Annotated in this window: 26 protein-coding genes; 1 reads left to right on the top strand and 25 read right to left on the bottom strand. The window is 32.5% G+C overall.

Annotation, left to right across the window (positions count from 1 at the left end):
• Positions 1 to 355 precede the first annotated feature (355 nt).
• The 25 genes from F0000_RS15495 to hutH all read right to left on the bottom strand — a co-directional run bounded on the left by F0000_RS15495 (position 356) and on the right by hutH (position 22,676).
• On the bottom strand, positions 356 to 2,842 hold the full coding sequence (locus F0000_RS15495) for a T9SS type A sorting domain-containing protein (protein WP_149625638.1): 2,487 nt from the start codon (positions 2,840 to 2,842) through the stop codon (positions 356 to 358).
• 64 nt (positions 2,843 to 2,906) lie between these two features.
• The gene (locus F0000_RS15490; RefSeq protein ID WP_149625637.1) at positions 2,907 to 3,383 is read right to left on the bottom strand and encodes a hypothetical protein; all 477 of its coding nucleotides are present in this window, start codon (positions 3,381 to 3,383) and stop codon (positions 2,907 to 2,909) included.
• A gap of 10 nt (positions 3,384 to 3,393) precedes the next feature.
• Positions 3,394 to 3,759, bottom strand: a complete 366-nt coding sequence (locus F0000_RS15485; protein WP_149625636.1) for a 3-hydroxyacyl-ACP dehydratase — start codon at positions 3,757 to 3,759, stop codon at positions 3,394 to 3,396.
• Between the two features lies 1 nt (position 3,760).
• On the bottom strand, positions 3,761 to 4,297 hold the full coding sequence (locus F0000_RS15480) for a hypothetical protein (protein ID WP_149625635.1): 537 nt from the start codon (positions 4,295 to 4,297) through the stop codon (positions 3,761 to 3,763).
• 64 nt (positions 4,298 to 4,361) lie between these two features.
• Positions 4,362 to 4,988, bottom strand: a complete 627-nt coding sequence (locus F0000_RS15475) for an outer membrane lipoprotein carrier protein LolA (RefSeq protein ID WP_188112139.1) — start codon at positions 4,986 to 4,988, stop codon at positions 4,362 to 4,364.
• The gene (locus F0000_RS15470) at positions 4,981 to 5,754 is read right to left on the bottom strand and encodes a polysaccharide deacetylase family protein (protein ID WP_149625633.1); all 774 of its coding nucleotides are present in this window, start codon (positions 5,752 to 5,754) and stop codon (positions 4,981 to 4,983) included. The genes F0000_RS15475 and F0000_RS15470 overlap by 8 nt, the downstream gene beginning before the upstream one ends.
• On the bottom strand, positions 5,748 to 6,812 hold the full coding sequence (locus tag F0000_RS15465; RefSeq protein WP_149625632.1) for a beta-ketoacyl synthase N-terminal-like domain-containing protein: 1,065 nt from the start codon (positions 6,810 to 6,812) through the stop codon (positions 5,748 to 5,750). The genes F0000_RS15470 and F0000_RS15465 overlap by 7 nt, the downstream gene beginning before the upstream one ends.
• A complete protein-coding gene (locus F0000_RS15460) occupies positions 6,812 to 8,008 on the bottom strand; it encodes a beta-ketoacyl-[acyl-carrier-protein] synthase family protein (protein ID WP_149625631.1) in 1,197 nt (398 codons plus the stop codon). The genes F0000_RS15465 and F0000_RS15460 overlap by 1 nt, the downstream gene beginning before the upstream one ends.
• 1 nt (position 8,009) lies before the next feature.
• Complete coding sequence (locus F0000_RS15455; RefSeq protein WP_149625630.1) at positions 8,010 to 8,267, bottom strand: phosphopantetheine-binding protein; 258 nt, start codon at positions 8,265 to 8,267, stop codon at positions 8,010 to 8,012.
• A gap of 2 nt (positions 8,268 to 8,269) precedes the next feature.
• Positions 8,270 to 8,749 (bottom strand): hypothetical protein, encoded by a 480-nt coding sequence (locus tag F0000_RS15450; protein ID WP_255452767.1) that lies wholly within the window; start codon positions 8,747 to 8,749, stop codon positions 8,270 to 8,272.
• A gap of 139 nt (positions 8,750 to 8,888) precedes the next feature.
• Complete coding sequence (locus F0000_RS15445) at positions 8,889 to 10,025, bottom strand: beta-ketoacyl synthase (protein ID WP_149625628.1); 1,137 nt, start codon at positions 10,023 to 10,025, stop codon at positions 8,889 to 8,891.
• A complete protein-coding gene (locus F0000_RS15440; RefSeq protein ID WP_149625627.1) occupies positions 10,022 to 10,468 on the bottom strand; it encodes a thioesterase family protein in 447 nt (148 codons plus the stop codon). Before F0000_RS15440 ends, F0000_RS15445 begins: the two co-directional genes overlap by 4 nt.
• Positions 10,446 to 11,735, bottom strand: a complete 1,290-nt coding sequence (locus F0000_RS15435; RefSeq protein WP_149625626.1) for an ABC transporter permease — start codon at positions 11,733 to 11,735, stop codon at positions 10,446 to 10,448. The genes F0000_RS15440 and F0000_RS15435 overlap by 23 nt, the downstream gene beginning before the upstream one ends.
• Positions 11,728 to 12,483 carry an ABC transporter ATP-binding protein gene (locus F0000_RS15430; RefSeq protein WP_149625625.1) on the bottom strand — a complete coding sequence of 252 codons (756 nt, stop codon included), beginning with the start codon at positions 12,481 to 12,483 and terminating at the stop codon, positions 11,728 to 11,730. The genes F0000_RS15435 and F0000_RS15430 overlap by 8 nt, the downstream gene beginning before the upstream one ends.
• A gap of 10 nt (positions 12,484 to 12,493) precedes the next feature.
• On the bottom strand, positions 12,494 to 13,492 hold the full coding sequence (locus F0000_RS15425) for a BtrH N-terminal domain-containing protein (RefSeq protein WP_149625624.1): 999 nt from the start codon (positions 13,490 to 13,492) through the stop codon (positions 12,494 to 12,496).
• Entirely contained in the window at positions 13,482 to 13,889 is a 408-nt protein-coding gene (locus F0000_RS15420; protein WP_149625623.1) for a hypothetical protein, read from the bottom strand. Before F0000_RS15420 ends, F0000_RS15425 begins: the two co-directional genes overlap by 11 nt.
• 49 nt (positions 13,890 to 13,938) lie before the next feature.
• Positions 13,939 to 14,397, bottom strand: a complete 459-nt coding sequence (locus F0000_RS15415; RefSeq protein ID WP_149625622.1) for a hypothetical protein — start codon at positions 14,395 to 14,397, stop codon at positions 13,939 to 13,941.
• A complete protein-coding gene (locus F0000_RS15410; RefSeq protein ID WP_149625621.1) occupies positions 14,397 to 15,530 on the bottom strand; it encodes a beta-ketoacyl-ACP synthase III in 1,134 nt (377 codons plus the stop codon). Before F0000_RS15410 ends, F0000_RS15415 begins: the two co-directional genes overlap by 1 nt.
• 13 nt (positions 15,531 to 15,543) lie before the next feature.
• The gene (locus tag F0000_RS15405) at positions 15,544 to 16,467 is read right to left on the bottom strand and encodes a dialkylrecorsinol condensing enzyme DarA (protein WP_149625620.1); all 924 of its coding nucleotides are present in this window, start codon (positions 16,465 to 16,467) and stop codon (positions 15,544 to 15,546) included.
• The gene (locus tag F0000_RS15400; RefSeq protein WP_149625619.1) at positions 16,464 to 17,360 is read right to left on the bottom strand and encodes a lipid A biosynthesis acyltransferase; all 897 of its coding nucleotides are present in this window, start codon (positions 17,358 to 17,360) and stop codon (positions 16,464 to 16,466) included. Before F0000_RS15400 ends, F0000_RS15405 begins: the two co-directional genes overlap by 4 nt.
• Positions 17,360 to 17,617, bottom strand: a complete 258-nt coding sequence (locus F0000_RS15395) for an acyl carrier protein (RefSeq protein WP_149625673.1) — start codon at positions 17,615 to 17,617, stop codon at positions 17,360 to 17,362. The genes F0000_RS15400 and F0000_RS15395 overlap by 1 nt, the downstream gene beginning before the upstream one ends.
• A gap of 26 nt (positions 17,618 to 17,643) precedes the next feature.
• Positions 17,644 to 18,861 (bottom strand): beta-ketoacyl synthase, encoded by a 1,218-nt coding sequence (locus F0000_RS15390; protein WP_149625618.1) that lies wholly within the window; start codon positions 18,859 to 18,861, stop codon positions 17,644 to 17,646.
• 6 nt (positions 18,862 to 18,867) lie between these two features.
• Positions 18,868 to 19,599: a 3-oxoacyl-ACP reductase FabG gene (gene fabG, locus F0000_RS15385; protein ID WP_149625617.1), complete on the bottom strand. Its 732-nt coding sequence runs from the start codon at positions 19,597 to 19,599 to the stop codon at positions 18,868 to 18,870.
• A 298-nt stretch (positions 19,600 to 19,897) separates the two neighbouring features.
• Positions 19,898 to 21,037, bottom strand: a complete 1,140-nt coding sequence (locus F0000_RS15380) for a WG repeat-containing protein (RefSeq protein ID WP_149625616.1) — start codon at positions 21,035 to 21,037, stop codon at positions 19,898 to 19,900.
• 91 nt (positions 21,038 to 21,128) lie between these two features.
• The gene (hutH, locus tag F0000_RS15375) at positions 21,129 to 22,676 is read right to left on the bottom strand and encodes a histidine ammonia-lyase (RefSeq protein ID WP_149625672.1); all 1,548 of its coding nucleotides are present in this window, start codon (positions 22,674 to 22,676) and stop codon (positions 21,129 to 21,131) included.
• A 101-nt stretch (positions 22,677 to 22,777) separates the two neighbouring features.
• Here hutH and F0000_RS15370 point away from each other — a divergent pair, with 101 nt between their 5' ends.
• Entirely contained in the window at positions 22,778 to 24,019 is a 1,242-nt protein-coding gene (locus F0000_RS15370; protein ID WP_149625615.1) for an NAD(P)/FAD-dependent oxidoreductase, read from the top strand.
• Positions 24,020 to 24,555 lie beyond the last annotated feature (536 nt).

Raw genomic sequence — 24,555 nt, 5'->3', positions numbered from 1 at the left:
TTTAAACTATTTCATTTTCTGATTTGATCGGTGGCTTAGAAGAAAGTTTGAAAACCTTTCGTTTTCAATAAACTAAAAATCGTTATTACATATAAGAAAATATGATTTTAATTTTCTTATATGTAATAACGGCTATTATTCTTTTTATGGGAGGTGTGAGTACGCTCCCTTTTTTATGAAATGTTTAGAGCTTTTTTAAAAACCTTACTTCTTGAAAACAAATATTTTAAGAACCGTGAGGTTACTTCAAATTAATGTAAATATCTAGATATACTCATTATTTGAAGTGTACTCAGAACCTCAAACTATTGATTTTCAATTTGTATTCTTTTTAAACATACTCTTAGAATATCATTTACTTAACGACTAGTTTTTTAACTATTTGTTTATTTCCATTCTTGACTTGAATCATATATATTCCAGAACTATATGCAGACATATCTTTGGTTACTGATAATTCTGTAGTAGTAAAGTTCTCTACCACGCCTCCTATAAGATTATAAATCATAATATTGGATTCTCCTTCGATATCTTTTAATTGGATTGTTAATTTTCCCTCGGTAGGATTAGGATATATCTCTAATACGTTTTCAGAAAATTCAGTTACCTCTAATACAGAAGTTGATTGCAAATCTATTTCCCAAATACCTCTACCATAGGTAGCAACTCTCAGTTTTTCTGTACCATAATGGATTTCGATATCATTTACGACTACTGCTGGTAGACCTTCACCAAAGAGCTCCCAGTCCGTTGCCAGATCATTTTTATGAAATACTCCTATATCAGTACCTAAAAATAAATCCCCATCTCCTCCTGTCAAATACACTATTTTATTTGCCGGAAGATTGGGTAAGGTACCAGAAATGTTAGTCCAGTTACTTCCTGAATCGGTAGATTTGAAAACCTTATTCCCTGCATTATATCTGGCATAGCATATGTATACTTCCTCTGGTACTGTTGAGTTTACCGCGATACTCCTTATTAATCCCTGAACGGGTAAAGATAAATTGTTCCAATTTACACCTCCGTCTGTTGTCATATAAACTTTGCTACCGTCACCCACATAGATCACCTGATTATTTGATGGTGCAATTGTAATAACATTCGGAGTCCCTCCAGGAAAATTAAGATTTGTCCAGCTATCACCAGAGTTTGTGGATTTGTAAATATTATTAAAACCTCCATAAATAGTAGTTGGATCAATAGGATCTATTTCTAATGGCCATACAAAGCCTGCTCCATTTGGAGTAGTTAGTTGTGTTGTTGGTGTTGCCCAACCATCGGTTGTTCTTTCGAGTTTGCCAAATTGGCTACAACTCCAGGCAATATCAGAATTGCTATAGTTCCATAAAGCTTCTACTCCATCACTAACAAAATTTCTATTTACCCATGTTGTTCCATCGTAGTGAGTAACATCATTGTCCTGGGCTCCTGCCAATATAAAATCAGCATTTTGTGGAGTACCTGCCAGTTTATAGTATTGTGTAATAGCTAATCCAGAAGATAAATCTGTCCAGGCATCATTACTGGTAATATCTCCTTTGAATAATCCACCATCATTTGCAGAAAAAACTTCTGTAGTACTTCCGGGTAAAAACTCAAGATCGTGGTGATCAGAATGAACATAAAAAAATGGATCTCCGGACTGCCAGTATCCATTCATATATTTTTCCCAGCTATCACCACCATCAATACTCCTCCATCCATCAACTCCTCCTAAAAGAATCAGGTCTTTATTATCAGGAGCAATAATAACTGTTTGATTATAACCTCTCTGGGTTTCGAATGTCGGAGGTTTAGTAATTACTGACCAGGACATACCTCCATCTATAGATTTAAATACAGAATTAGCATTTATGCCTATAATAAATTCTGGATCACTTGTTGTTGTTGCAATATCAAGACGCCCAAATCCTGCTGCCGATAATCCGACAGAAGAAGAAGTCCAATTTTCTCCATTATCAGTAGAAATATAAAATTCGGTATCTATTGATGTTGCGAACAATACTGATGATGATCCTTCTTTATACACAATATCATTAAATACTGTCGTACCATTTTTTAATTCCCAATTAGCTCCGCCATCTATAGATTTAAAGATTCCTGCAACAGATGTTGCAAATATGGTGTTGGGATTAGTAGGATCAATCAATAGGTGTGAGATTAATTGAAAGTCTTTCTGCTCGTAGTTCAATCCTGTAATTTGCCAGCTTTCTCCATGATCTGTTGACTTTAAAACTCCAATCGAAGGATTGAAGCGCCCATCAAAATCTCCAGAAGCCAGGTATATAATATCTGGATTTGTAGGGTGAAAAACAATGTCTGAAACCGTTAGATTAGGTATTTGATCTCCTTTTGGTATCCAGGTTGCACCAGCATCATCAGAGCGCCAGATTCCACCACCTGCTGCACCAACCCAGATTTCATTCGGATTGGTAGGATTAAATGTAACAACATTTAGCCTTCCCATTCCTGCATACGATGTTATTTCTGAATCTGGAATCACCTTAGGCCCAATTAATGACCAATCCGAAGCGTTATTATTCTTTATATCGCTTTTTTGCTGATATGTATTCCATTCGTTGAACGCTATCATTGGGTTTGGAAAACTTCCATCATCATTGATCCTTGTTTTCCAGTAATATGCCCAACGTTCAAATTGTTTCACTTTCTTTATATCAGCTCTTTTAGTACTGGAACGTAGATTTGATAGCTGATTTTTTTGGTTTTCTATAATATCAAAATAGTTCGCTTCTGGCTTAAAAGACTCTTGTTTCCAATCTTGTGCTATTATTGAGAAGATCGATAAAAAGAAAATAATGTTTAAGGTTGTTTTTTTCATAGTAAGGTTTTACATTTGGGATTAATGGTTCTAACCTTATTAAACAAATAACTATATATATACCCTACCTCTTTTCTGAAAATATTTTTGAATGAGACATAAAACCTTTTATAAATTCCTTTAGTTTGGAAGATGATACCTCGTTAATATTTTTCAGCATGAAATTTTTATCTTCTTCTATATCATCACGATATCCTGTAATTCTGGGAGCATTCATTTGTACACTCAATCTAATCATTCGTATTTCAATATTATCAGGATCAGCTTGGACAGCAGTTTCAATTATTTTTTTTCCTTTTTTGAAATAAGAAATTTTATCTCCCATTTTTGAAGAAATGGAAGCCTTCAAAGTCAATGCACAACCATAATAAGCTGCCATTACATTATCTTTGGTATGATTTGTTTTCTGTGTTAACTGATAAAATTGTTCTGTCTTTTCTTTGGATGAATTTGCATATCTATATGCATCTCTTACTTCATCGACATCTATACCATGTATTATCGTAAAGAATAAACCAAAGACTACTATTAAAAAATTCATATGTCTCTTTTTATGTTTTGATAAAAGTTACTATAACTTTTAGCGCAATGGTATCACCATATTTGAAGGTATTTTTTACTTTAATTTCTTCTTCAGAATCTTCAAAATCATTGGTTATAATTATATCAGGAGTTTTTTCAGGATTAATTACAGCCATAAACTTTACATTAGAAGCTTTCTTCATAAACAAAGAATGTCCTACTCTTTTTTCTGTAAGCTCCTTAATTATTTGTAGCATACAAACTCCTGGGGTTATCGGATTTCCAGGAAAATGCCCTTTAAACACCTCATTTTCTGAATTTAATGTAATAGACGTAGTTTGCACACCATCCCTTACAATATCATGATTAACTTTATATAAATCTGCAATAAGCATATTAATTCTTTAGTAAATTTAATTCTATATTTAATTTAATGGTGTAGTGGTCGATAAATATTTTTTTGGCTATCTGATCTTTTGTGATTTCCTCAAAACGTATGTTGAGTTTTTCCTTTCTTTTTGTAGCATGCACAACGCGGTGTAATATAAATTCCGGCATTTTGTAAAAATAGTAATTACTAAATTCATTAAAAGGACTTTTTAAAACTTCATACGATACATTACTATACTTCTCTATCACTTCTGAATTTTCTCTTATCAGTAATGAAAAATCTTTGAGTAGTGTATTTAGAATAATTTTTCTATTTAATTCGGGGACAATAGTATTAACTGTATGTCTATTGTTTTCTATCTCAATATCAAAAAATGTATTGCCAAATTGAGAGGTAAAAACAATTCTGTGTTTATTGTCTGCTATCTTTTTTAGTATTAAAATTCCGCTTAAAAACTTCCCGTAAACGTTTATATCTGCTTTATAAACGTAATCTATCTTTTTATTAGAAAAATATGGATTATGGATAGTGGCATTGGACACATCATTCCTAGTATAGTTTTTTACTGTTGCAAGCTTACAGCTTGAAAAAAGGATTAAAAATACACTAATGAGCAAATACCGCATCAGAAATAGGTTGGTTTACTGATTTATTTTTAAAATTGATTAAGGTATAATCTCCGGAGGATTCGACAAGTTTAACCTGAGAAACTAAAAAAACCTCTATATCAAAGGTTAATATAATTTGATTAAACATTTTTTGTAAAGTAGGATCGTTTGGCGAAAGCTTTGCAATATATCCAAGTGTATTTTTATAAAAATTCATTGAGAACTGATTTTCATCCAACATATCACCGCTCACACTTTTGGCTATCAAATCATTTAGTTTTTTAAAAACTTTATTAGAAGCCAAATTTACATCACTTTTCTTTCCTGAATCGTTAATATATAGTTTTTTATCTTTAAAAATTACACTATAATCATATGGTTTGGTATAACTCCATTTTATAATATTAGGGGCTTTAAAATATAAGTCTCCACTACTCTCTATATCATTTGATAAGAAATCAATATGCTTTAATTGCGTAAAAGAGTTTACAATTGTCTTTGATTTTTGGGCGGTAGCACTCACATTGCTTTTTAATTCCTCAATCTCTGATTGAGATAATTTTGTTTCCTGTGCATAACAAATAAAAACAAAAGAAAAAAAGAAAACACACAAATGTCTAAGCATACGCTTGTATTGAAAATAATTCATCTATAGTAGCTGTTGTATAATTATTCTTTTGCAAAAATAGCAACAATTGTTCCAATACTGCGATTGTAATGAATTTTGTATCGTGAAGAAGGATAATATCGCCTGGTTTTAGATTTTTAGTAACTCTATTAAGAATTACTTTTTCTGAAGGAATTGTAGTATCAAAAGATCTCTTGTTCCAACCTATTACGTGATGTCCTGTCTTTTTAACTGCTCGTGCTATATTTGGGTTTGTTATCCCATACGGAGGTCTAAAGAGCAAGGGGATCTTTCCTGAAACTTCTCTAATAACAGTATCTGTCGTTATAATTTCTTCTGTAAACCTTTTGGTAGTATACATATCAATAAATTTATCATGACTATATGTATGATTGGCTATGATATGACCTTTTGCAATAATTTCTCTAGTAATATCAGGATATAACTTTACTTGTTTTCCGATACAGAAGAAAGTTCCCTTTACATTATATTTATTTAGTACATCTAAAATTTTTAATGTATTCTGACTAGGACCATCATCAAAAGTAATCGCAATTTGTCGTCTTTTTGTATCAGGATTATAACTTAGGCTTTTAAGAAAATATCCAGATCTTATATTAGCAACTCCATATGCAGTTATTAGTATCCATATTAATACAATAGCAGCTAAGCTCCACCAAGGTAGCTTGTTAAAAAGAATGGTAACCATTACTATAATAATGATTACTAAGGATATACTATTAACTACTTTTCTGACTAGCATCTTTGCAATAAGGCGATACTATGATTTTTAGCACGATATTGATTATATAAAAGTATGTTTTTATGATTTTGCGCGCTAATATTATTTACTTTTAATACTGAAGGCACCTTGTTAGTCTCAAAAATTTTACTAGCTATCCAAAACCCAACTGCAGAAGCCGTATGATATTCACCTATCACGTGTTTATAACATAATTGCTCTTTCTCAGAAAATATCGAATTTTGTAAATTTTTGTAGTAGTGATCAAAATCGATATCTCCATTATTTCCTAAAACAATTGCATCAATATCATTAATTGACAAACCTTGTCTATCTATAAATTTTTCTATGTCCTTTTTAATTTCATCTGGAGTAGCAGCATTTTTGGTCTCAATATCAACAATTTTTGCTAAACTATTTTCTTTTCTTTCAGAACCCAACACTACAAAAGTAGCGCCTTCACTACATACTGTTCCTTTACTGTTAGAATCCAGCAAATCAAGCACGTTTATATTTTTATTTTTTATATGTCCGTCTAATGTATGTAGCAGTGTAGAGTTTTTGGCAATTTCATCAATCCCTCCTACCAAAATATTTTTTTCAGGTGATTCTGATAGCATCAAATGTGCATCAATTATAGAAGTCTCAAAGGATACAGCACCTTGTACATACGTTACATTATAAGCTTTACATCCTAATCCTAATGCTATTTGCCCACCTACTGTATTATGCGTTGATTGAATAAAGAGTGTTGGTGTCAAAAACTGTTCATCATTATGGAGTATTTTTTCCAAGAACTTTTCTGAGTCCTGTTTGCACCCCATTCCGGTTCCGGTAATGATGGCGTCTGGCATTTCTATACAAGAAGAAGCCAGCGCTATTTTAGAAGTAGTAACTCCCATTTTTACAGACTTAGACATTCGTCTCATTGCAGAAGGTTTGATATATGCCTTGTAATCAGGATCTGTAGCCCTAAAAATTACTTCATCAAAAGCGATAACATCTTCAAGAAAATTATTGGGATCGGTAGTTGGTTGTGCTGTGATAGTAGCAATACCGTTTATATAACAACCACTCATTATCTGGTAAAAATTAAAGTAGAACAATTACCGCCAAATCCAAAAGAATTCGAAAGAATGGTTTTCATCTCTTTAGAAATCAACTCGGTTTGTGGGATCAGCGAAAATTCTTTCATCCGGGTTTGAAAATTCAAATTTGGAAAGATCAAGTGTTCACGAAGTGATAATATAGAATATACAGCTTCTACAGAACCTGCTGCTGCAAGTGTATGACCGGTAAAAGCCTTCGTAGAGCTAAAAGTGGGTATCGTATCTTCACCAAAAATTCTGGTCATTGCCACACCTTCAGACAAGTCATTATTAGGTGTCGCCGTGCCGTGAGCATTTATATAATCTATATCTTCTGAAGAAATATTTGCTACTTCAAGAGCTTTTTTCATAGCTAAATATGCTCCTTCCCCATCAGAAGATGATGCTGTTTGATGATAGGCATCATTTGCATTTGCCCATCCAGATACCCTGCCTAATACTTCTTTATTTTCTTTGGTGACAATTTCATCACTTTCCAGCACCAAATATGCAGCCGCTTCTCCCAGATTTAATCCTTTTCTGTTCTCATCAAAAGGAGTACACTCCTCGTCTGATAATATCATTAATGTACCAAATCCATTTATAGTAAATTTGGATAATGCATCAGTACCTCCAACAACAATCCTATCAATCTTACCTGCCTTAATCATACGCGCCCCTAGCATAATGGCATTAGCAGCAGAAGAACAAGCGGTACTTATCGTAGATACATATCCACGAATTCCTAAATAATTCGAAATAGATTCTGTGGTAAAACCGGCATGTTGTGCTTCAATATATCGCCTGTTTTCTTTTATTTCATGATATTTTAAATAATGACGCTCAGTCATATCCATTCCGCCAACACTTGTTCCCGAAACAAAACCTGTACGATACTTATCGATACTATCAATTTTGGCATTATCTAATGCTTCTTTTGCAGCAATTGCACCAATCATAGCAGTTCTGGAAAAGCTATTGATCGCAGGTAAACCAAGTGTATTCTCTAAATCTTTATTAGTTTTCTTGATTTCTCCTACCATTATAGCATCTTTATGCTTCGTTTCTAAAAATTCAATTCTCGAAATTCCATGAACTGTTGATCTTAAAGCATGAAAGTTATCCTCTACGGTATCTCCTATAGAAGATATTATTCCCATACCGGTTATGGCAATGCCTTTACTCATATTATTTGGTACGATGTTTTGATATATAATCTGCCATTACACCAACTGATTCAAAAATAGCTTTACCCTCTTTGGGATCTTTTAATTTAATTCCATAATCTTTTTCTAACAATACTATGAGTTCAAGAGCATCAATAGAATCTAATCCCAATCCATCTCCAAAAAGTGGATCATCATCCCCTATTTCCCCTATTTCAATATCTTCAAGACTTAATTGTTCTATTATTTTTTCTTTTAGCTCCTCTCTTAATTCTGCCATAATTATTGATTATATAATTTACTTAATTCTTCTTTTGTTAGTCTCCTGATCCCCTTTGTCGAAAGTAACGCCAAAAATACGTCATATTTATTACTATCCAAATCTACCCAACCACAAATAACACTACTTGCTTTTCCCGTATTCATTAAAATTTCTGAATAATTGCTTATAAAATGTGGTTGAAAGGTTTCTGTAACAAAAAATGCATTCTCACTTTTCATGTTGTTTCTAATACTAATCTCTCCCATTATAATATTAGGAAGTGTATATACAAATATGGCGGGTGATGGGAAAAACTGTTCTCTATCTTCTATTGTATGTTGATGTTTTCTATCTGTATCTAAACTAGACGCCCTATTCGAAAAAACCAAAGCTGTATCCTCATCTACATTTTCTTCATTCTGTAATACTACTTCTGAAGCTAAAAAACCTAGTTTACACAATTCATCCATTTTATGGAATTTTGAATAATTTAGTTCCATAAACTTATATATATTTTTAGAGAAATCCTTCAGTGATTCTGATGTTATATCTTTATATATAAGCTTTCCATTTTTAAAAACACAACCATTTCTTATGGTACAAAAATTTGATATATAGTATTCTTTTCCTGACACTTTATTATCCTGTTTTTTCTATAATCAGCGCTACATTACAACCACCAAAACCTGATGCAGTTTTTAAAACTCGATGTATTGTCTGATTACTATTTGTTGTAATAACATTAATTGGTTGAGAAACTCCTAACTCTTCAAAACCTAGCGAAGCAAATAATTCATTATTAAGCAGACAATGTCTTGCAATAATACTCTCTATTAATGCAGAGGCTCCTAAAGTATGTCCATAATATCCTTTTAGACTATTAATAGGCGTATTTTTAAGCCCGGATCTATTAAAAGCGATTGCTTCCATTTCATCATTAAAAGGAGTCGCCGTGCCGTGCGCTGTGATAAAATCAATATGATTACTACTCAGTGCTGCTTCTTTTAATGCCTTATTAATACTTTTATACAAACCTTCTCCTGTGCGAGATGGCCCAGAAATATGATTTGCATCATTAGCAGTGGCATCTCCTGTAATCTCGATGACACTTCTTTTACTGTTTTTTATATCAGAACTTAACCAGGCTGCTGCTGCTGCTTCTCCCAGACTAATTCCCGTTCTATTTTTACAAAAAGGTTTGCAAGGTTTTGGACTTACTGCCTGAAAAGAAAAAAAACCTGATAATGTAAACTCAGAAAGCAAGTCTCCTCCAATGACAATAATATCATCAAAAAGCGCTGATTGAATCATTCTCTTGCCTATTGCTAGCGCCAGACCTCCAGATATACAGGCATTAGAAAGTATGGTTGGTGTTTTTTCTAATTTGAAATAGTCTTGGATTGTTACCGCAATACTTCCTAAATATGCTTTATTGTTATTTTTTTCTCGTAACTTATCTATGTTACCTTTTGTAGTAGAAATAATGATTCCACTTTTATGGATATTTAAAGATGGATTTTGTTTTAATAGCTTTGACACTGATAACAACATCATCTTTTCAAGTTTTGTATAATCGGAATCGTTTGAGAAGCTACCCCAAGCATCTGATAGCGAATCATTATCCAGCAAAGCTCCATAAAATACTGATGGCCATATAGAATCATCTAATACTTCCTTAATACCTGTACTATTATTACGAAGGTTTTGCAGATTTTCTTCTGTAGAAAAACCCAATGGAGAAATAATAGTATCATCAGCTAGATAAACTTTTCTCATAATAACCCCACACTACGTTTCCAGTCCAAAAAAAAATCAGGAATACTAAGAGACATATTTCCTTCCATATCCAAAAATACTTGTGTTGTTTCACCAACACACACAAGTTCTTTATTTTGGTTATATACATTGTACCTAAAAATCATTTTGGCTGCCGGACTGTCTACATAAATTGTTTCTACTGTTGCTACATCACCATATTTAAGTGGTAATTTATGATCACAATTAGAATTCACTATAGGTGTTACATAATTGTTTTCTTTTACATGGAGATATGAAATTCCGTGATTTCTACCAAAAGCCTCTCTCCCTTCTTCAAAATACGTTATATAAATTCCGTGCCAAACAATGCTCAATGGATCACAGTCATTAAACCTGACTCTTACCTCATGTACATGTTTAATATCTGTGATGATTTCTTTAAATCGCTTTTTTCTTTTCATAATATAATATAGCGATTACGATAGTACTAATAAAAAAACCAATAAGCAAACCTATTTCCGGAAGAATATCCCCTAAATTACCTTTTCTTAAAAAACAATCATAAAAAGCTTCTAAACCCCAATTCATGGGAGACACTTTTGCAAGTACTTGCATTGTATCCGGCATTACAAATACAGGTACCCATACGCCACCAATTGCTGCCAGCATCACTATCAAAACAGCACCAAAAGGTGCAGCTTGCTCATGGGTATTAAATACGGTGCCTAGTAAAATTCCTAATCCAATAGCGCCCATCCCTGAAGAAATGGCTACCAGATATAATAACCCAAGGTTAGTACCAAGATTTAAGGTAGGTAATCCAAGCTTCGGGAATAAAAAAATGCCTAAAAGTAAAATAATCGTGAATTGTAATACACTGACGAATAAAAATAAAATAGCTTTTCCTCCTATTATAAACAGATAATTGATAGGCATGGTCTGTAAGCGAACAAATGTACCTTGCCCTTTTTCGTGTACGAGATTTAGTGACAGTGGTAAAATCATAAAGAAAATGGCAAATAATGTCCAGGCAGGTATGTTATGTTGTACAGAATTAGGAAGAACTGATTCTCCGGATAATGAAGGGTTAATTTGTTTATATTGTACAAAATGCGCTCTATTAAACGATTTGAGACTCTCTGATTCTCCTAATTCTTTCTCAAATGCTTCATAAATAGATTTTGTTTCAATATTAGCTACTAATTTGTCCACGGCAAATATTACGGAACTTCTAAAGGTCTCCTGGGTGACTGGATCAAAATAGATTTTTACTGTTTTACTGATTGCCTTTTCTGCTATAGCTTCTATTTTTAGAGAATCTTCTTTGCCTTCGAATTCCTCTAATATTTTGATTATATTTTTATCAATTTGTTTTGAAAGTTCCTGACTCAAACCCTCCGGTATTACTACCGCCAATTGATACGCTCCAGAAGCTACTAACGAGCTAGCTTTTTCTTCAGTAATTTTTATATTATCAATTTCAGAAACTGGTGTAAGAAATTCTATTGCATCAAAATTCTTCTGAATCTCTGCAGATAGCTTTCCCTGATCATTGTCTACTAATAGTATATTGATAGAATTGCTGGAAACAGATTTAAAAGTAGCATCTTGTATCAATGTAATTGTAATTACTAAGATAACAGGCATCAAAAAAAGGATCACCAGACCTCCGGGATCTCTTAATAGTAATAAAGATTCTTTTTTTACAGATGCTATAAATTTATACATAATCTCTTAATTCTCTACCCGTTAGTTCTATAAAAACATCTTCTAGATTACGTGCGTTTGGAACCTTTGAAATTAAATTATCGGGAGTATCTTTTGCTATAATTTTGCCTGAATCAATAATAGCAACTCTTGTGCATAAATCCTGAGCTTCCTTAAGGTGGTGAGATGTATAAATAATTGTTGTTCCTGATGCATTAAGCTCTATGAGTTTATTGAGAATAGCCTGTTTTGATTGAACATCAACCCCAACTGTCGGTTCATCCAAAAACAGTATTTCCGGATTATGAAGTATTCCTGCTATTAGGTTGACACGTCTTTTCATCCCACCAGAAAATGTCTTAATCTTTTTATCAGCAAATGGCAATAGTCCTAATTGATCCAGATGAGATACTACCAAAGATTTTAATTGGGATGTATTGATCCCAAACATACTGCCAAAATAAAACAAATTTTCTTTTGCTGTCAATTTAGGATATAATGCATATTCCTGTGGAACCACTCCTATCAACTTTTGAATCTCTATAGAATCTGTTTTAAAATTTTTAGTATCTATTAATATTTCGCCATGACTAGATTTAATTAATCCACAGAGAATAGATATCAGCGTAGTCTTACCTGCTCCGTTAGGACCCAATAATCCATAGATAGCTCCTTTATCAATACTCAGATCGATTGTATCAAGAGCATAAAAAGCTGCTCCCTTATATCGCTTAGATAGTTTATTTATTTGTATAATAGAAGCGCTCATAAGCGAATTATTACTTAATTGCTTTTTTTAGTTTTAAAAAGACTGCTCTTTCTGCCATTGCAATAGCATCTAGCTTATCGGCAATTTTATTATATGCATCAGTTTCTCTACTTCTGTTTTTATATAGTCTCGAAGCATCAATAGCAAAATCTCTCCATTGATCTCCTATAGCTGTCATTTCTACGGATAATTCTGCAAGTTTAGGGTTTTTTAATATTTCTGAAGCTTCTTGTAAAAAGGCTGCAAATATAAAGCGGAAACCTCCACCTCCGGTACCAATTTCTTCTTGCATACGGACTAACTGCCCCAGATAATGATTTGTTTTTTTGACCCCAATCTTATCAGGCCATTTACGAATCTTTTTTGCAACAAATTTGATTCCTCTATATCCAACAATAGGAACTGGTGCCAACATATGACGATATGCTTGCTTAATTCCTTTTATGATTGCTTTTTCTAAATCGACAGTATCTGGTAACTGACTTGGATAGTATATATGCCCATTTGGAGCAAAAGGTCCTTTTGCAAAACGTACTTTCTCTAACTCTTTGGCAGTTAATGTTGTTACTTCGGGCATTACAGGATCACTAATTAGATATTTATTACCTTCTTTGCCATATACAACCAGATTATGGGCATTAAAGTGAAAACGGTATTCATCAGGAAAATAAGTAAGATTATATACACCTACTTGTAATCCTACCGGATTTTTTTTCCCTAATTCTATATCCAAACTTTCCTGTGCCTTCTCTTTAGATTTAAATTTATGTCTTTTAATTTTAAAACCTAATCTTTTACTGACTCTGGAGAAAATAAACCCAGGAACTGGTCTAAAGCTAAACATTGGTGCAAAATTTATTTTCACGAATGGAATATAAATAAAAAACACGCCAGAGGCAATCCCAAAAACCATGGGCTCACTGATTTTAAACCCGTTGTAATTCAGTAAATTAGAAACTACTCCATTTTCGCAATGAGCAGACTGATTGTGTTCAAAGTTAATCTTCAAATTTTAGATTTTTAAGTTCGGATACACTTATTTCGAATGCTTCAGCGTATTTATGTAAAGTTTTCTCACTTAATTTTTTAAAGACCTTTGATTTCAGGTGTCTTTTTACTTTCCACTGCCAAAAGCCTACATATCCAGAAAGTACAGTAACATCCATTCTATGACGTTCCATGTAATAGGCAATCGGGCTCAGTTCATCTTGCTTAATTTTTTGGATCGTCTCTTGTAACTGTTCATCAATTAGTTGCAATGATTCGTTTAAGGCAATTGTTTTTGCATCCCAACCAGAACTTAAAGCTTTTCCATACTTTCCTTCTTTATCAACTGCATATACGACCTCTCTCATATTTGTACGAGAAAAACAACTTTCATCCTGTGGTACTTCCTCTTTTTTCATACTAATTGTTTTAAAATTATTAAGCTTTCAAGAATTACCTGTAATTTTTTTATCTGTCTACAATAATCGTTTTCATCTCAGAAGAAGCGATCAGCTTTCCTTCTTCATCCCTTACCTCAATTTTCACCAAAGAAACCAGCATTATCTCAGCAATAATTTCTACGGTGGTTAAGAGTTCTGTTCCTACTTTTGGCAGAGAATGTATTGTTGCATGTTTTATAGATCCAATAAACCCTGTTTTAGGCTTTTCGTCTTTTCCCCTATTTATATACCCGCGATAGCCACGATGTAATGCTATACTTTGGGCCATATTTTCTACCAATCCTCCTTCAGTAAAATAGTTGTCAGAAGATGTTAAAATATTCTCAGAAGTTATTGTTAAACCAGAAATAACTTTATCTGTATCAAAATATAATAACTTATCGATCATTACAAATGGATCTTTCTGAGGGATTAATTTTTTTATAAAATCAATATCGCTTATGGTATCTTCTAGTCGATTGCTCATTAACAAACTGTAAGTAATATATGAAAATATGAAAATCTACCACTTTCCGGAACTAATGCTAATATCTTTTCTCCTTTTTTTAGTCTTCCTGAATTTTTAAGCTCATCAATCATCAAATAGATAGAAGCAGATCCAATATTACCTACGTTTTCTAAATTAGTAAACCACTTTTCTTTAGGAATAGCAACTTCCTGTTTTACCATTTCATCATTCAATTTATCTTCAAAATAAAAAGAAGATATATGTGGTAAAAAATAAGCTACATCATCGAGCTCTAATTTATGTTTAATAACCGCATCTTTTAGACTCACAATAGCTTTTTCTACAACGTGCTTATCTAATAGTTTCACATCCTGCTTTAGTGAAAAAATAGATTCATCCAACCATTCTTTTGGTGTATAATCCGTCCAGGGTTTTAACGAGCCATCTTCAAGCTTTTCACCACCAGCATACATACAGGCTTCTAACTCATGCGCATATGAATACGCTTGCATCCAGTCAATTCTTAGTGATATTTCTCCTCTTGGTTGATCTTCTAAGAGAAATGCTCCGGCACCGTCTGATAACATCCAGCGTAAAAAATCTTTCTGAAACCCTATCACAGGGATTTCTTCTAGTTTTTTTAGACTATGAACTTCTTCTTCATATTTTTGTGATTGCATCCAAGTAGAGGGTCTTTCAGAACCTGTACATATTGCATTATTAGTACTCCCGGATTTTATTGATAAAAAACCATATTTAAGTGCACTCATTCCAGAACAACAAACTCCGGATGCAGAATGAAGTTCTATACTTTGGGTATTCAATAACCCATGAACCATCGATGCGTGAGATGGTAATAAATTATCAGGAGAGGATGTTCCACAAGAAAGTAATTCTATATTTTCCTCTGTAAACTCTGTATCACACAAATTTTTGATAGCTTCTCTGGTAAGTTGCGCATTATTATGTGTTATATTTCCACGATCATCAATAGCATAATATCTTTCTTTAATTCCATTATTTCTCAAAACAACCCTCCTTGCCCTAGAGGGTTGATGATCAACCATTCCCAATCTCTTTTCCATTTCATCATTAGAAACTGGCTTATTTGGCAAGAAATGCCCTGTTTTTGTAATGTAAACGTTCTTCATAAACAATAGTTACCTACCTTAACTTTATTGATTGATAATAGCTGATATTCTTTTTAATACGTGTATAAAATGGTATATATGTCAACAAAAATATAATAAAAACTATTGGCACAAAAACCCAAATTGCAAATAGTAAATAATACCTGAAAAAATTAAGCCATTTTTGTCTATTTACGGGTGATTTTAAGCCTACCTTGTATATGTGAGCTGCCCATTTACTAAAGATATGATTTCCAGATTTATCAGACCTGATTAAAAAAGGTTTTATCATAACTCCTCCTCTACTGACAAGCTCTTTTTGCAATTGTTCAAAACTTTTCTGAAAAAGATGTTTTTTTATAACGTCTCCAAATGTGCCTGCATTTTTGATATCCTCTTCAGACACTCCTGGTTTAGGAAAAATCCCCAAATACCTTGTCTTTTTCCCTTTCATCATCCAATGTACAATAGTGATAACACTAATATGATTCCAATGCTTATCAACAAAAGCTAAATTACCAACTAATTTTGCTTTATTATCTATTAATAACCTTTTTATTTTCTCCTGAGTCAAAATCCACATATTTCTCGAAGCATTGATTGTAATTACAGGTGTATCTTTTAATAGCTGTTTAGCATCATTACTTTTTAAGAACGAATTAATCGGAATTGAAGGAGATAAATACCAAACGGTATATCCTAGAATAATAAGATCATATTCATTATTTTTTATTTGTTCAGGAATTGGTCTATTAGGTTGTGGAATCTGTAGATAAGATTCTGGAAAAACCTGTAAAAAATCTTTTTTATTCCATGGAAAAGGATACTCAGTTTCTGGTTTTATGTCTTGTACTATTACATTACAATTTTCATCTTCTTGAAATGGTTTTATCAGGTTTATCAAAATGTCTTTTAACTGACCGCTTTGGCTGTAATACAGCACAAGTATATTTTTCATGAATTAGGTTTTAAGTCATCCCAATAGTCATAATAATTAAACCATTGTAAGGGATATTTTCTAACCATAATTTCCATATTTCTAACATATTCACCTAGAATATGGCTTGGTTTAATAGAAGAGTGTTGAAATTGTGGTTCTCGAGCATATAGATGATATTTTTTTCCAGATCCTTTCATGATATACATAAACAGCATTGGTTTTTTTTTCCTGGCAGCAAGTTTATACGGCCCTGAAGGGAATTTTACAGCTTTATCAAAAAGTTCATGTTCTATAAACTGAATACCTTCTACATATCTATCTGCTGCAAAAATAATGACTTCTCCATTAGTTAAAACATCATTCATTTGAAATATGTGAGACATATCCTCTTTGATGACAATAAATTTTAAAGTAGTTTCAGAAGATACAGCACCGACATATTGCTTAATTTGTTCACTTTCCTGATCAGTCACCATCAAATTAACACCAGTCCCAACCATATCAAATTCATCAAAAAAGTAGCGGGCAATATTAAAACTCCCTATATGAGCACTAAAAATAATCCCGCCATTTTTTTGATCTATAATTTTTTGTAATTTCTCTTTGCCATCATAGGTGAAAATAAACTTATCCTTTAAACCAAAAGATATAGCCGTTCTGTCTATCAGTGTTTGACCGAAAACAAAATAATTTTTATAGACATTTATTATTGTACGAAAAAAAGGTTGTTTAAGTCTTTTTCTATAAAAATAATAACTAGTTTTTGTTGTTGAGAAAGAAAACACAAGGTAATATGCAGACACAAATATTAAAACAAAATATGCTGCATTAATTCCTAAATTTCTAATAAAAAAAATGAAAATTTTATATCCTAAAGGCGTTCCTTTAGCTTTTCCTCTCCATTGGGTCATTATGCCGCTTGAGTGTTATTAACCTTATGCTCTATTAACTTATAGAAATCTCTAAAAGTTTCTATGCCAACAAAATCATCTCCTATCAATTTTACTCCAAAAGTAGCCTCGATAGCTACCACAAGATCTACATAGTCTAAGCTATCTAAATCCAATGTTTCTTTTAAATTAGCATCTGCAGATATATCTTCTGCTTCTACTTCGAATTCCTCAATTAAAAATTCATCGACTTTTCCAATAATCACACTTGTTTCCATCATCCTTAAGTAATTTTTTTTGTTTACTAAATCTTTTTTATGACGATTGCAGAATTTGTGCCCCCAAATCCAAATGAATTCGACAAAAATACATCAATTTTTTTATCTACGGTTTCTTTTACTAAATTTAACTTGACCGAATCTTCATCTGGGTTTTCCAGGTTAATATTAGGTGCTATAAAAGAATTATTTAACATAATTAGAGAATATACTATTTCGCTGGCTCCTGCCATCCAACATTCATGTCCTGTCATGGATTTTGTAGAACTCACAAATGGTTTTGATTTACCAAAAACCTGATCAATAGCTTTTGCCTCATTGGCATCTCCAATAGGCGTAGAAGTCGCGTGAGCATTTACATAGTCAATATCTTCAGTATTGATATTTGCCTGCTCTACTGCTCGTCTCATTGCTTTTGCAGGGCCTTCTTGATTAGGAGTAGAAATGTGATCTCCATTTGATGAAAACCCATACCCAACTACTTCTCCCAAGATGGTTGCTCCTCTTTTTATGGCACTTTCATAGCTCTCCATAAACAAAGCTGCTCCACCACCGCTAGGAACCAAACCATCCCTTTTCCTGTCAAATGGTCTTGAAGCTCCTATAGGATCTTGTTCATTCACAGAAAAAACTCCTAAGCCATCAAAACTTCCAAAAGCGTAATCATTGATTTCCTGAGCGCCTCCGCATAATATATAATCTTGTAAGCCTTGTTTAATCAATAAATATCCCATACCTACAGAGTGAGATCCACTTGCACAGGCAGCACTTATCGTAAAATTAATTCCTTTCAATTTAAATACTGTTGACAAATTCATAGTTACTGTGGAGTTCATAGATTTAAAAACTCCTCCTGATCCGACTAAAGTAGTGTCCTTTTTAACTCTTATTTTATCTATTGCTTCCATTACTGACTGTGCAGTACTATCATTACCAAATAAAATGCCTATTTCTTCCTGATCCAAAAAATCCTGATCTATACCTGCCTGATCAAAAGCTTGTTTTGTTGCTATGTAGGCATATTCTGATTCTGAGCCAAAACTAACACGCTGTCTCCTGCTAAGCTCACTTTTTAAATTAGGCTTGGGTACAGTCCCTGTAAGTGCGGATCTATAACCAAATTCTTTACGAGATGGTTCATAAATTATTCCTGATTTACCTTTATATAATGACTCTTTAACTTCCTGTATATTAGTTCCAATACAGGAGTATATTCCCATCCCTGTGATCACTACTCTACGCATATACTACTACGAATAAATTCCTCCATTAATATTAATCACTTCTCCTGTAATATATGATGCTTTTTTTGAAGCTAAAAAGGATACTAAATCAGCAACTTCTTCTGCCTCGCCAAAACGATTTACAGGAATCAAACGTTTTAGTTCTTTTTCATTCATCTCTGCTGTCATATCTGTATTTATAAATCCAGGTGCTACTGCATTTACAGTGATTTTTCGTTTTGCTACTTCTTGTGCTAATGCCTTGGTCGCTGCCACCATCGCTCCTTTGGCGGCAGAGTAATTTACTTGTCCCGGAGTTCCTTTTACTCCTGAAACTGAAACCACATTAATAATACGACCATATCGATTGGTCAACATTTTCTGAATTAAGTAATTGGTTACATTATAAAAACCGTGTAGGCTTATATTCAAAACATTATGCCAATCTTCTGGTTTCATCCACATAAACAATCCATCTCTGGTGATCCCTGCATTATTAACGACAACTTCAATAATAGCATCAGGATTATCAGAAATCCATGTATCTAATGTTTTATGAGTAGACTCGATATTTGCTACATCAAATTTTAATAATGTGCAACTACCTCCAAGATCTTCAATTATCTTTTTTGTTTCATTGGCAGCAACATCATTAGATTGATAATTTATCAAAACAGGATATTCTAATTCTTTAGCTAATTTTATAGCTATTGCTCTTCCTATTCCTCTGGATCCACCAGTAACAAGGGCGTATTTCATGTATCAATTTAGTTTTTAAAAAACAATTACGGTTTAAGAGCTTGTTTAAAAACCTTACTTCCTGAAAACAAATATTTTAATAACCGTGAGCTTACTTCAAATAATTAAAATATCTCGATATTCTCATGATTTGAAGTATCCTCAGAACCTCAAACTATTGATTTTCAAATTGTATTCTTTTTAAACATACTCTAATTAAAAGCAACAACTATTCCAAATTAAGTTTTATTTAACAATATTAAAAGATTACGAACAATTTTAACAATCGTCTAATGTTGTTCATTTTCGAAAAAAATGATTATTTAATCTTTACAAAAAGCTCCAGATTTTCGAACCATTTATCCCCAAGTAGTTCTCCATTAGCTTTTATAAATCCCCATTTTTTGTTATTTTTAACACGTGCTAAGCCATTTATAAATCCTTTCTCAGCAACTTTACCAGATAAAAAACCAAAACCACCTGCCGTAATACCATATTTGGTTTCTATCACTATTTCTCCTTTTGTATTCACAAATCCCCATTCTTCATTTTTTACAGGTGCTAATCCATTTTCTGCAAAGAAATCTACATCATCAAACTGATACGCTATAACAACCTTACCATTTGTGTCAATAAATCCCCATTTTTCACCATTATATACGCCTGCATATCCATTTTTAAATGCTTTTGCTTTTACAAACTGAGGCTCAATAACCCAGGTACCTTCTTTATTTATAAAACCTATTTTTTCACCTTTTCTTGCAATTGTATATTTTCCTCCTACCTTAAAATCCCATATTTTTAGGGCACCATCAACTAAATTAAAAGAATTTGGCGAAGCAATCCCGAAGGTTTCTTCTCCTTTTCGTACTCTTACCACTCCATTAACATAATTACCAATTCCTGTATATTCTGGTTTAACAACAATTGTTCCTTTATTATCAATAATACCCCACATATCATTTTGGGTAGCAAAACGAGCATAACCATTCCGGAAACCCTTAATAACTTTATATTTTGGTACTACAATTACTTCTCCTTTTGTATTTAGTAAACCTACCTTTTTATCTGATTTAATAAATGCCACTCCATCTACAAAAGGGTATTTTTTTTCTTCTTTAGAATATTCTAATTCTTTCCCTTTTTTATCTATATAGATCCATTTCTTATTTTTTATCACCATTGCCACACCACTATCAAAGTTTTTAGCTTTGTCGAACTGAGGTTCTAAAAGCCAACTTCCATCCGGAAGAATAAATCCCCATTTTTTTCCCTCCAAAACAAGAGCTACTCCATCTGAAAAACTATGTGCCTTTTTATACTGTGGTTGAATAACAAAAGTTGCTTCTTTGTTAATATATCCAAACTTGCCGTCTTCTCTTGCCAATGCCAACTCTTGAGAAGAAACAATCTGTAAAGCAACTACAAATGTTAGTGTAATTAAAAGTGCTTTTTTCATAATATTCATAGTTTAAGTTTATTTCTTATTAGTTCAAATGTTTAAAGATAGGTTAACACCTGATCTCATCTAAATAACTATAAATTACAACTTAATTTGAAATATCATTTTGATAAGCATCATTATTTTTCAAAAAATCTTTAACTTTTTGAACAAATGGATAGGTTACATAATCTTTGGTAAAAGGAGGAACAATCTTTTTGATGTCATTTACTAAAGTTTGTGTTCTACTTGATAATTTATCTTCAAAATCAAGAAACTCTAATGCCTGTACAATAGTCATTAGTTCTATAGCAAGTACCTCAAAGGTATTTTCTATTACCATTTTAGTCATATTAGCTGCATTGGTTCCCATACTTACAATATCCTGATTGTCATTATTATTTGGGATACTATGAACATACATAGAGTTTGATAACATTTGATTTTCTGCAGTGGTAGAAACCGCTGTAAACTGTATTCCCTGCATACCAAAATTAAAACCTAATTTACCAAGATTAGCAAAGGGCGGCAAAATATCATTGAGCTTAGAGTTTAATAAGTAGTTTAACTGACGCTCTGCCAACATTGATAACTTAGTAATTACTAATTTAAGCTTATCCATTTCCAGAGAAACATAATCTCCATGAAAATTACCTCCGTGATATACATGCTTTGTCTCTACATCGATAATGGGATTATCATTGGCAGAATTTAATTCTTCAATTAATATTTTACCTACTTGCTTGATTGTGTCACAAACAGGACCTAATACTTGAGGAACACATCGCAAAGAGTAATATTCCTGTACTTTTTCCTTAAAATAAGTATCTCCATTCTGACCAGAATATAAATGCTCATTACGATCTCTGGTAAGTTTACTATCTGACAAATGATTTCTCATTTTTCTGGCAATCTCTTGCTGACCGTGATGAAGTTTACTATTATTTAATTCTTCTGAGAGATGATCATCATACGCTTCTACAATTTCATTTATTGCCGAAGAACAGCATATTGACCAATCTAATAGTTTTTGAGCATTAATAACATTAACAATTCCTATACCTGTCATTGCTGATGTTCCATTCATTAATGCTAAACCTTCTCTGATTTTAATCTGTATCGGTTGTAGGTCTAATTCTTCAAATACATCTGCTGTATTTCTTCTCTCTCCTTTATAGAAAACTTCTCCTTCTCCTATTAATACCAAAGCTAAATGAGCTAATTGAACCAAATCACCACTAGCCCCAACACCACCATGTTCAAAAATAAGTGGAGTAATATCATTATTGATCAAATTTTTTAGTCCATTAATAACAGAAATATGAACTCCGGATTTACCCAATGATAATGTATTAAGACGTGCCAGCATCAATGCTTTTACATATGCAGGTTCAATGGGTTTGCCTACACCTGACGAATGGCTTCTTATGAGGTTAAATTGTAACTCTATGCGATCCTTATCATCTATCTTATACTGTGCCATAGGACCAAAACCAGTATTCACACCATAGATCACTTTATTTTCAGAGAATTCTTCTAAAAACTCATAACTCCTTACTACTCTGTCTGTAATGAACTCATCTATAAACAATTCTTCACTGTTAAAAATAATGTTAATAAAATCTTTAATTTCTAACCTATCCTTTAGTATTAGCATTCGCGAATTCGTAAGTTTTTTCCAATTATTCATAAAAATTAGACTTTAAGTCTCTATTTTTACGATGGCAAATGTAATGTATTTATAGTACCTTTAAAAATATGAAAAAAGAAAATGTAGACGTATTAGTCATTGGAGCTGGTCCTTCTGGGAGTGTTAGTGCTGCATATCTTAACAAACATGGAATTAATGTTAAAGTTGTGGAGAAAACAAAATTCCCGCGTTTTCAGGTAGGAGAAAGTCTTATTCCAAGATGCATGGATAACTTTGATGAAGCCGGATTATTAGAATGCCTGATGCAACAGGGGTATGAAAAAAAACTTGGTGCCAGATTTATACGTAATGGGGTTATAGGATGTTTTGATTTCAGCAAAAAATACAGTGAGGGTTGGAATTGGACCTGGCAGGTCCCCAGAGATCATTTTGATAAAACTTTAATTGATGAAGTAATTAGACAAGGCGTAAGTGTAGATTTTGAAACTGAAGTCACTAGTGTAAAGTTTCAAGGTGCTAATTCATTGACTACGGTAAAGCATAAAGATGGTACTGAAAGTAATATAAAAGCTAAGTTTATTATAGATTCTAGTGGTTTTGGAAGAGTTATCGCGAAACAATTAGGTCTCGAAGCTCCTCCAAAAATTGCCGAGCATGGTTCAATTTTTACACAAGTAAAAGACATAAAAAGACCCGAAGGAATTGAAGGAACATCGATTACATTCGAAATTATTGAAAGAGAAGTATGGTTTTGGTATATACCTTTCTCCAACGGTAATACAAGTATTGGGTTTGTGGGACCAATGGAATGGATCAATAAATATAAAGGTACTAAAACTGAAGTATTACAACAAATGATAAAAACTTCGGTACACTATTATGATCAATTTGAAGATATTCCATATTTATTTGAGCCATATAAAGTAGAGAATATTTCCAAAAATGTTACCAGATTATTTGGAGATGGTTTTGTACTTACTGGAAATAGTGCAGAATTTTTGGATCCTGTTTTCTCTTCTGGAGTTTCTTTTGCCACAGAAACTGGTTTATTAGCGGCTAAATTAACAATAAAACAGCTTGATGAGGAAGACGTTGATTGGCAATCAGAATTTGTAGATTACATGAAACAAGGTGTTGATGTGTTTTCTACTTATGTAAAGGAATGGTATACAGGAAATCTTCAGAAAATTATTTTTCACGATAAGCCTAATGAAGAAATAAAAGAGCAAATATGCGCAGTACTTGCTGGATATGTATGGGATAAGACCAATCCTTTTGTTAAAAAACATCAACGCATATTAAAAAGCATTGCAAAACTTATAGAGATGGAAGAGAATATGTCTGAATAATTATTCATTAGACACATCTTTCCCTTAATTTTCTATAATTGACTTTTGTGCATTCTCTAGCTTTTTTCAGATTGCAAATATCAGGGATAATTGTGAAATCAAACCGTGGCATTCCATACCCTAAAAACACCACGGCTCTTGATTTCTCTTCGTAATTGCATATCCAATTTGATTTGCCTACCCTCTAGGATTTGCTCTTACTTATAAGTTTATGTCTTAAGCCGTTAATTTGTTACCTCTTTTTTTCTTTTTTTTTATATTTTAATAATCAATGAGTTTTAAAAAACTCATAAAAATAATTATACATTATTTTAAAAAATTGATTATCAATGTTTTATTATGTAAAAATAAGGGAAGGTTTCAATTTAAATTATTTATTAGTTTTAAAACATAGAGGAATCATTATTAATGAGTAATACGATTTATAACTAAAAATTTCGCATATTCATCGTTTCTTTTTCCTTTCTACTTCGTTTAAAAAATAAACCGTAGCTATAGCTATGCTTGATTTTTTTGCCTTGCATAAAGAAAAAATA

This window comes from Aquimarina sp. RZ0, from assembly GCF_008370685.1.
GTDB lineage: Bacteria > Bacteroidota > Bacteroidia > Flavobacteriales > Flavobacteriaceae > Aquimarina.
This window is presented reverse-complemented; position numbering and strand designations above follow the sequence as displayed.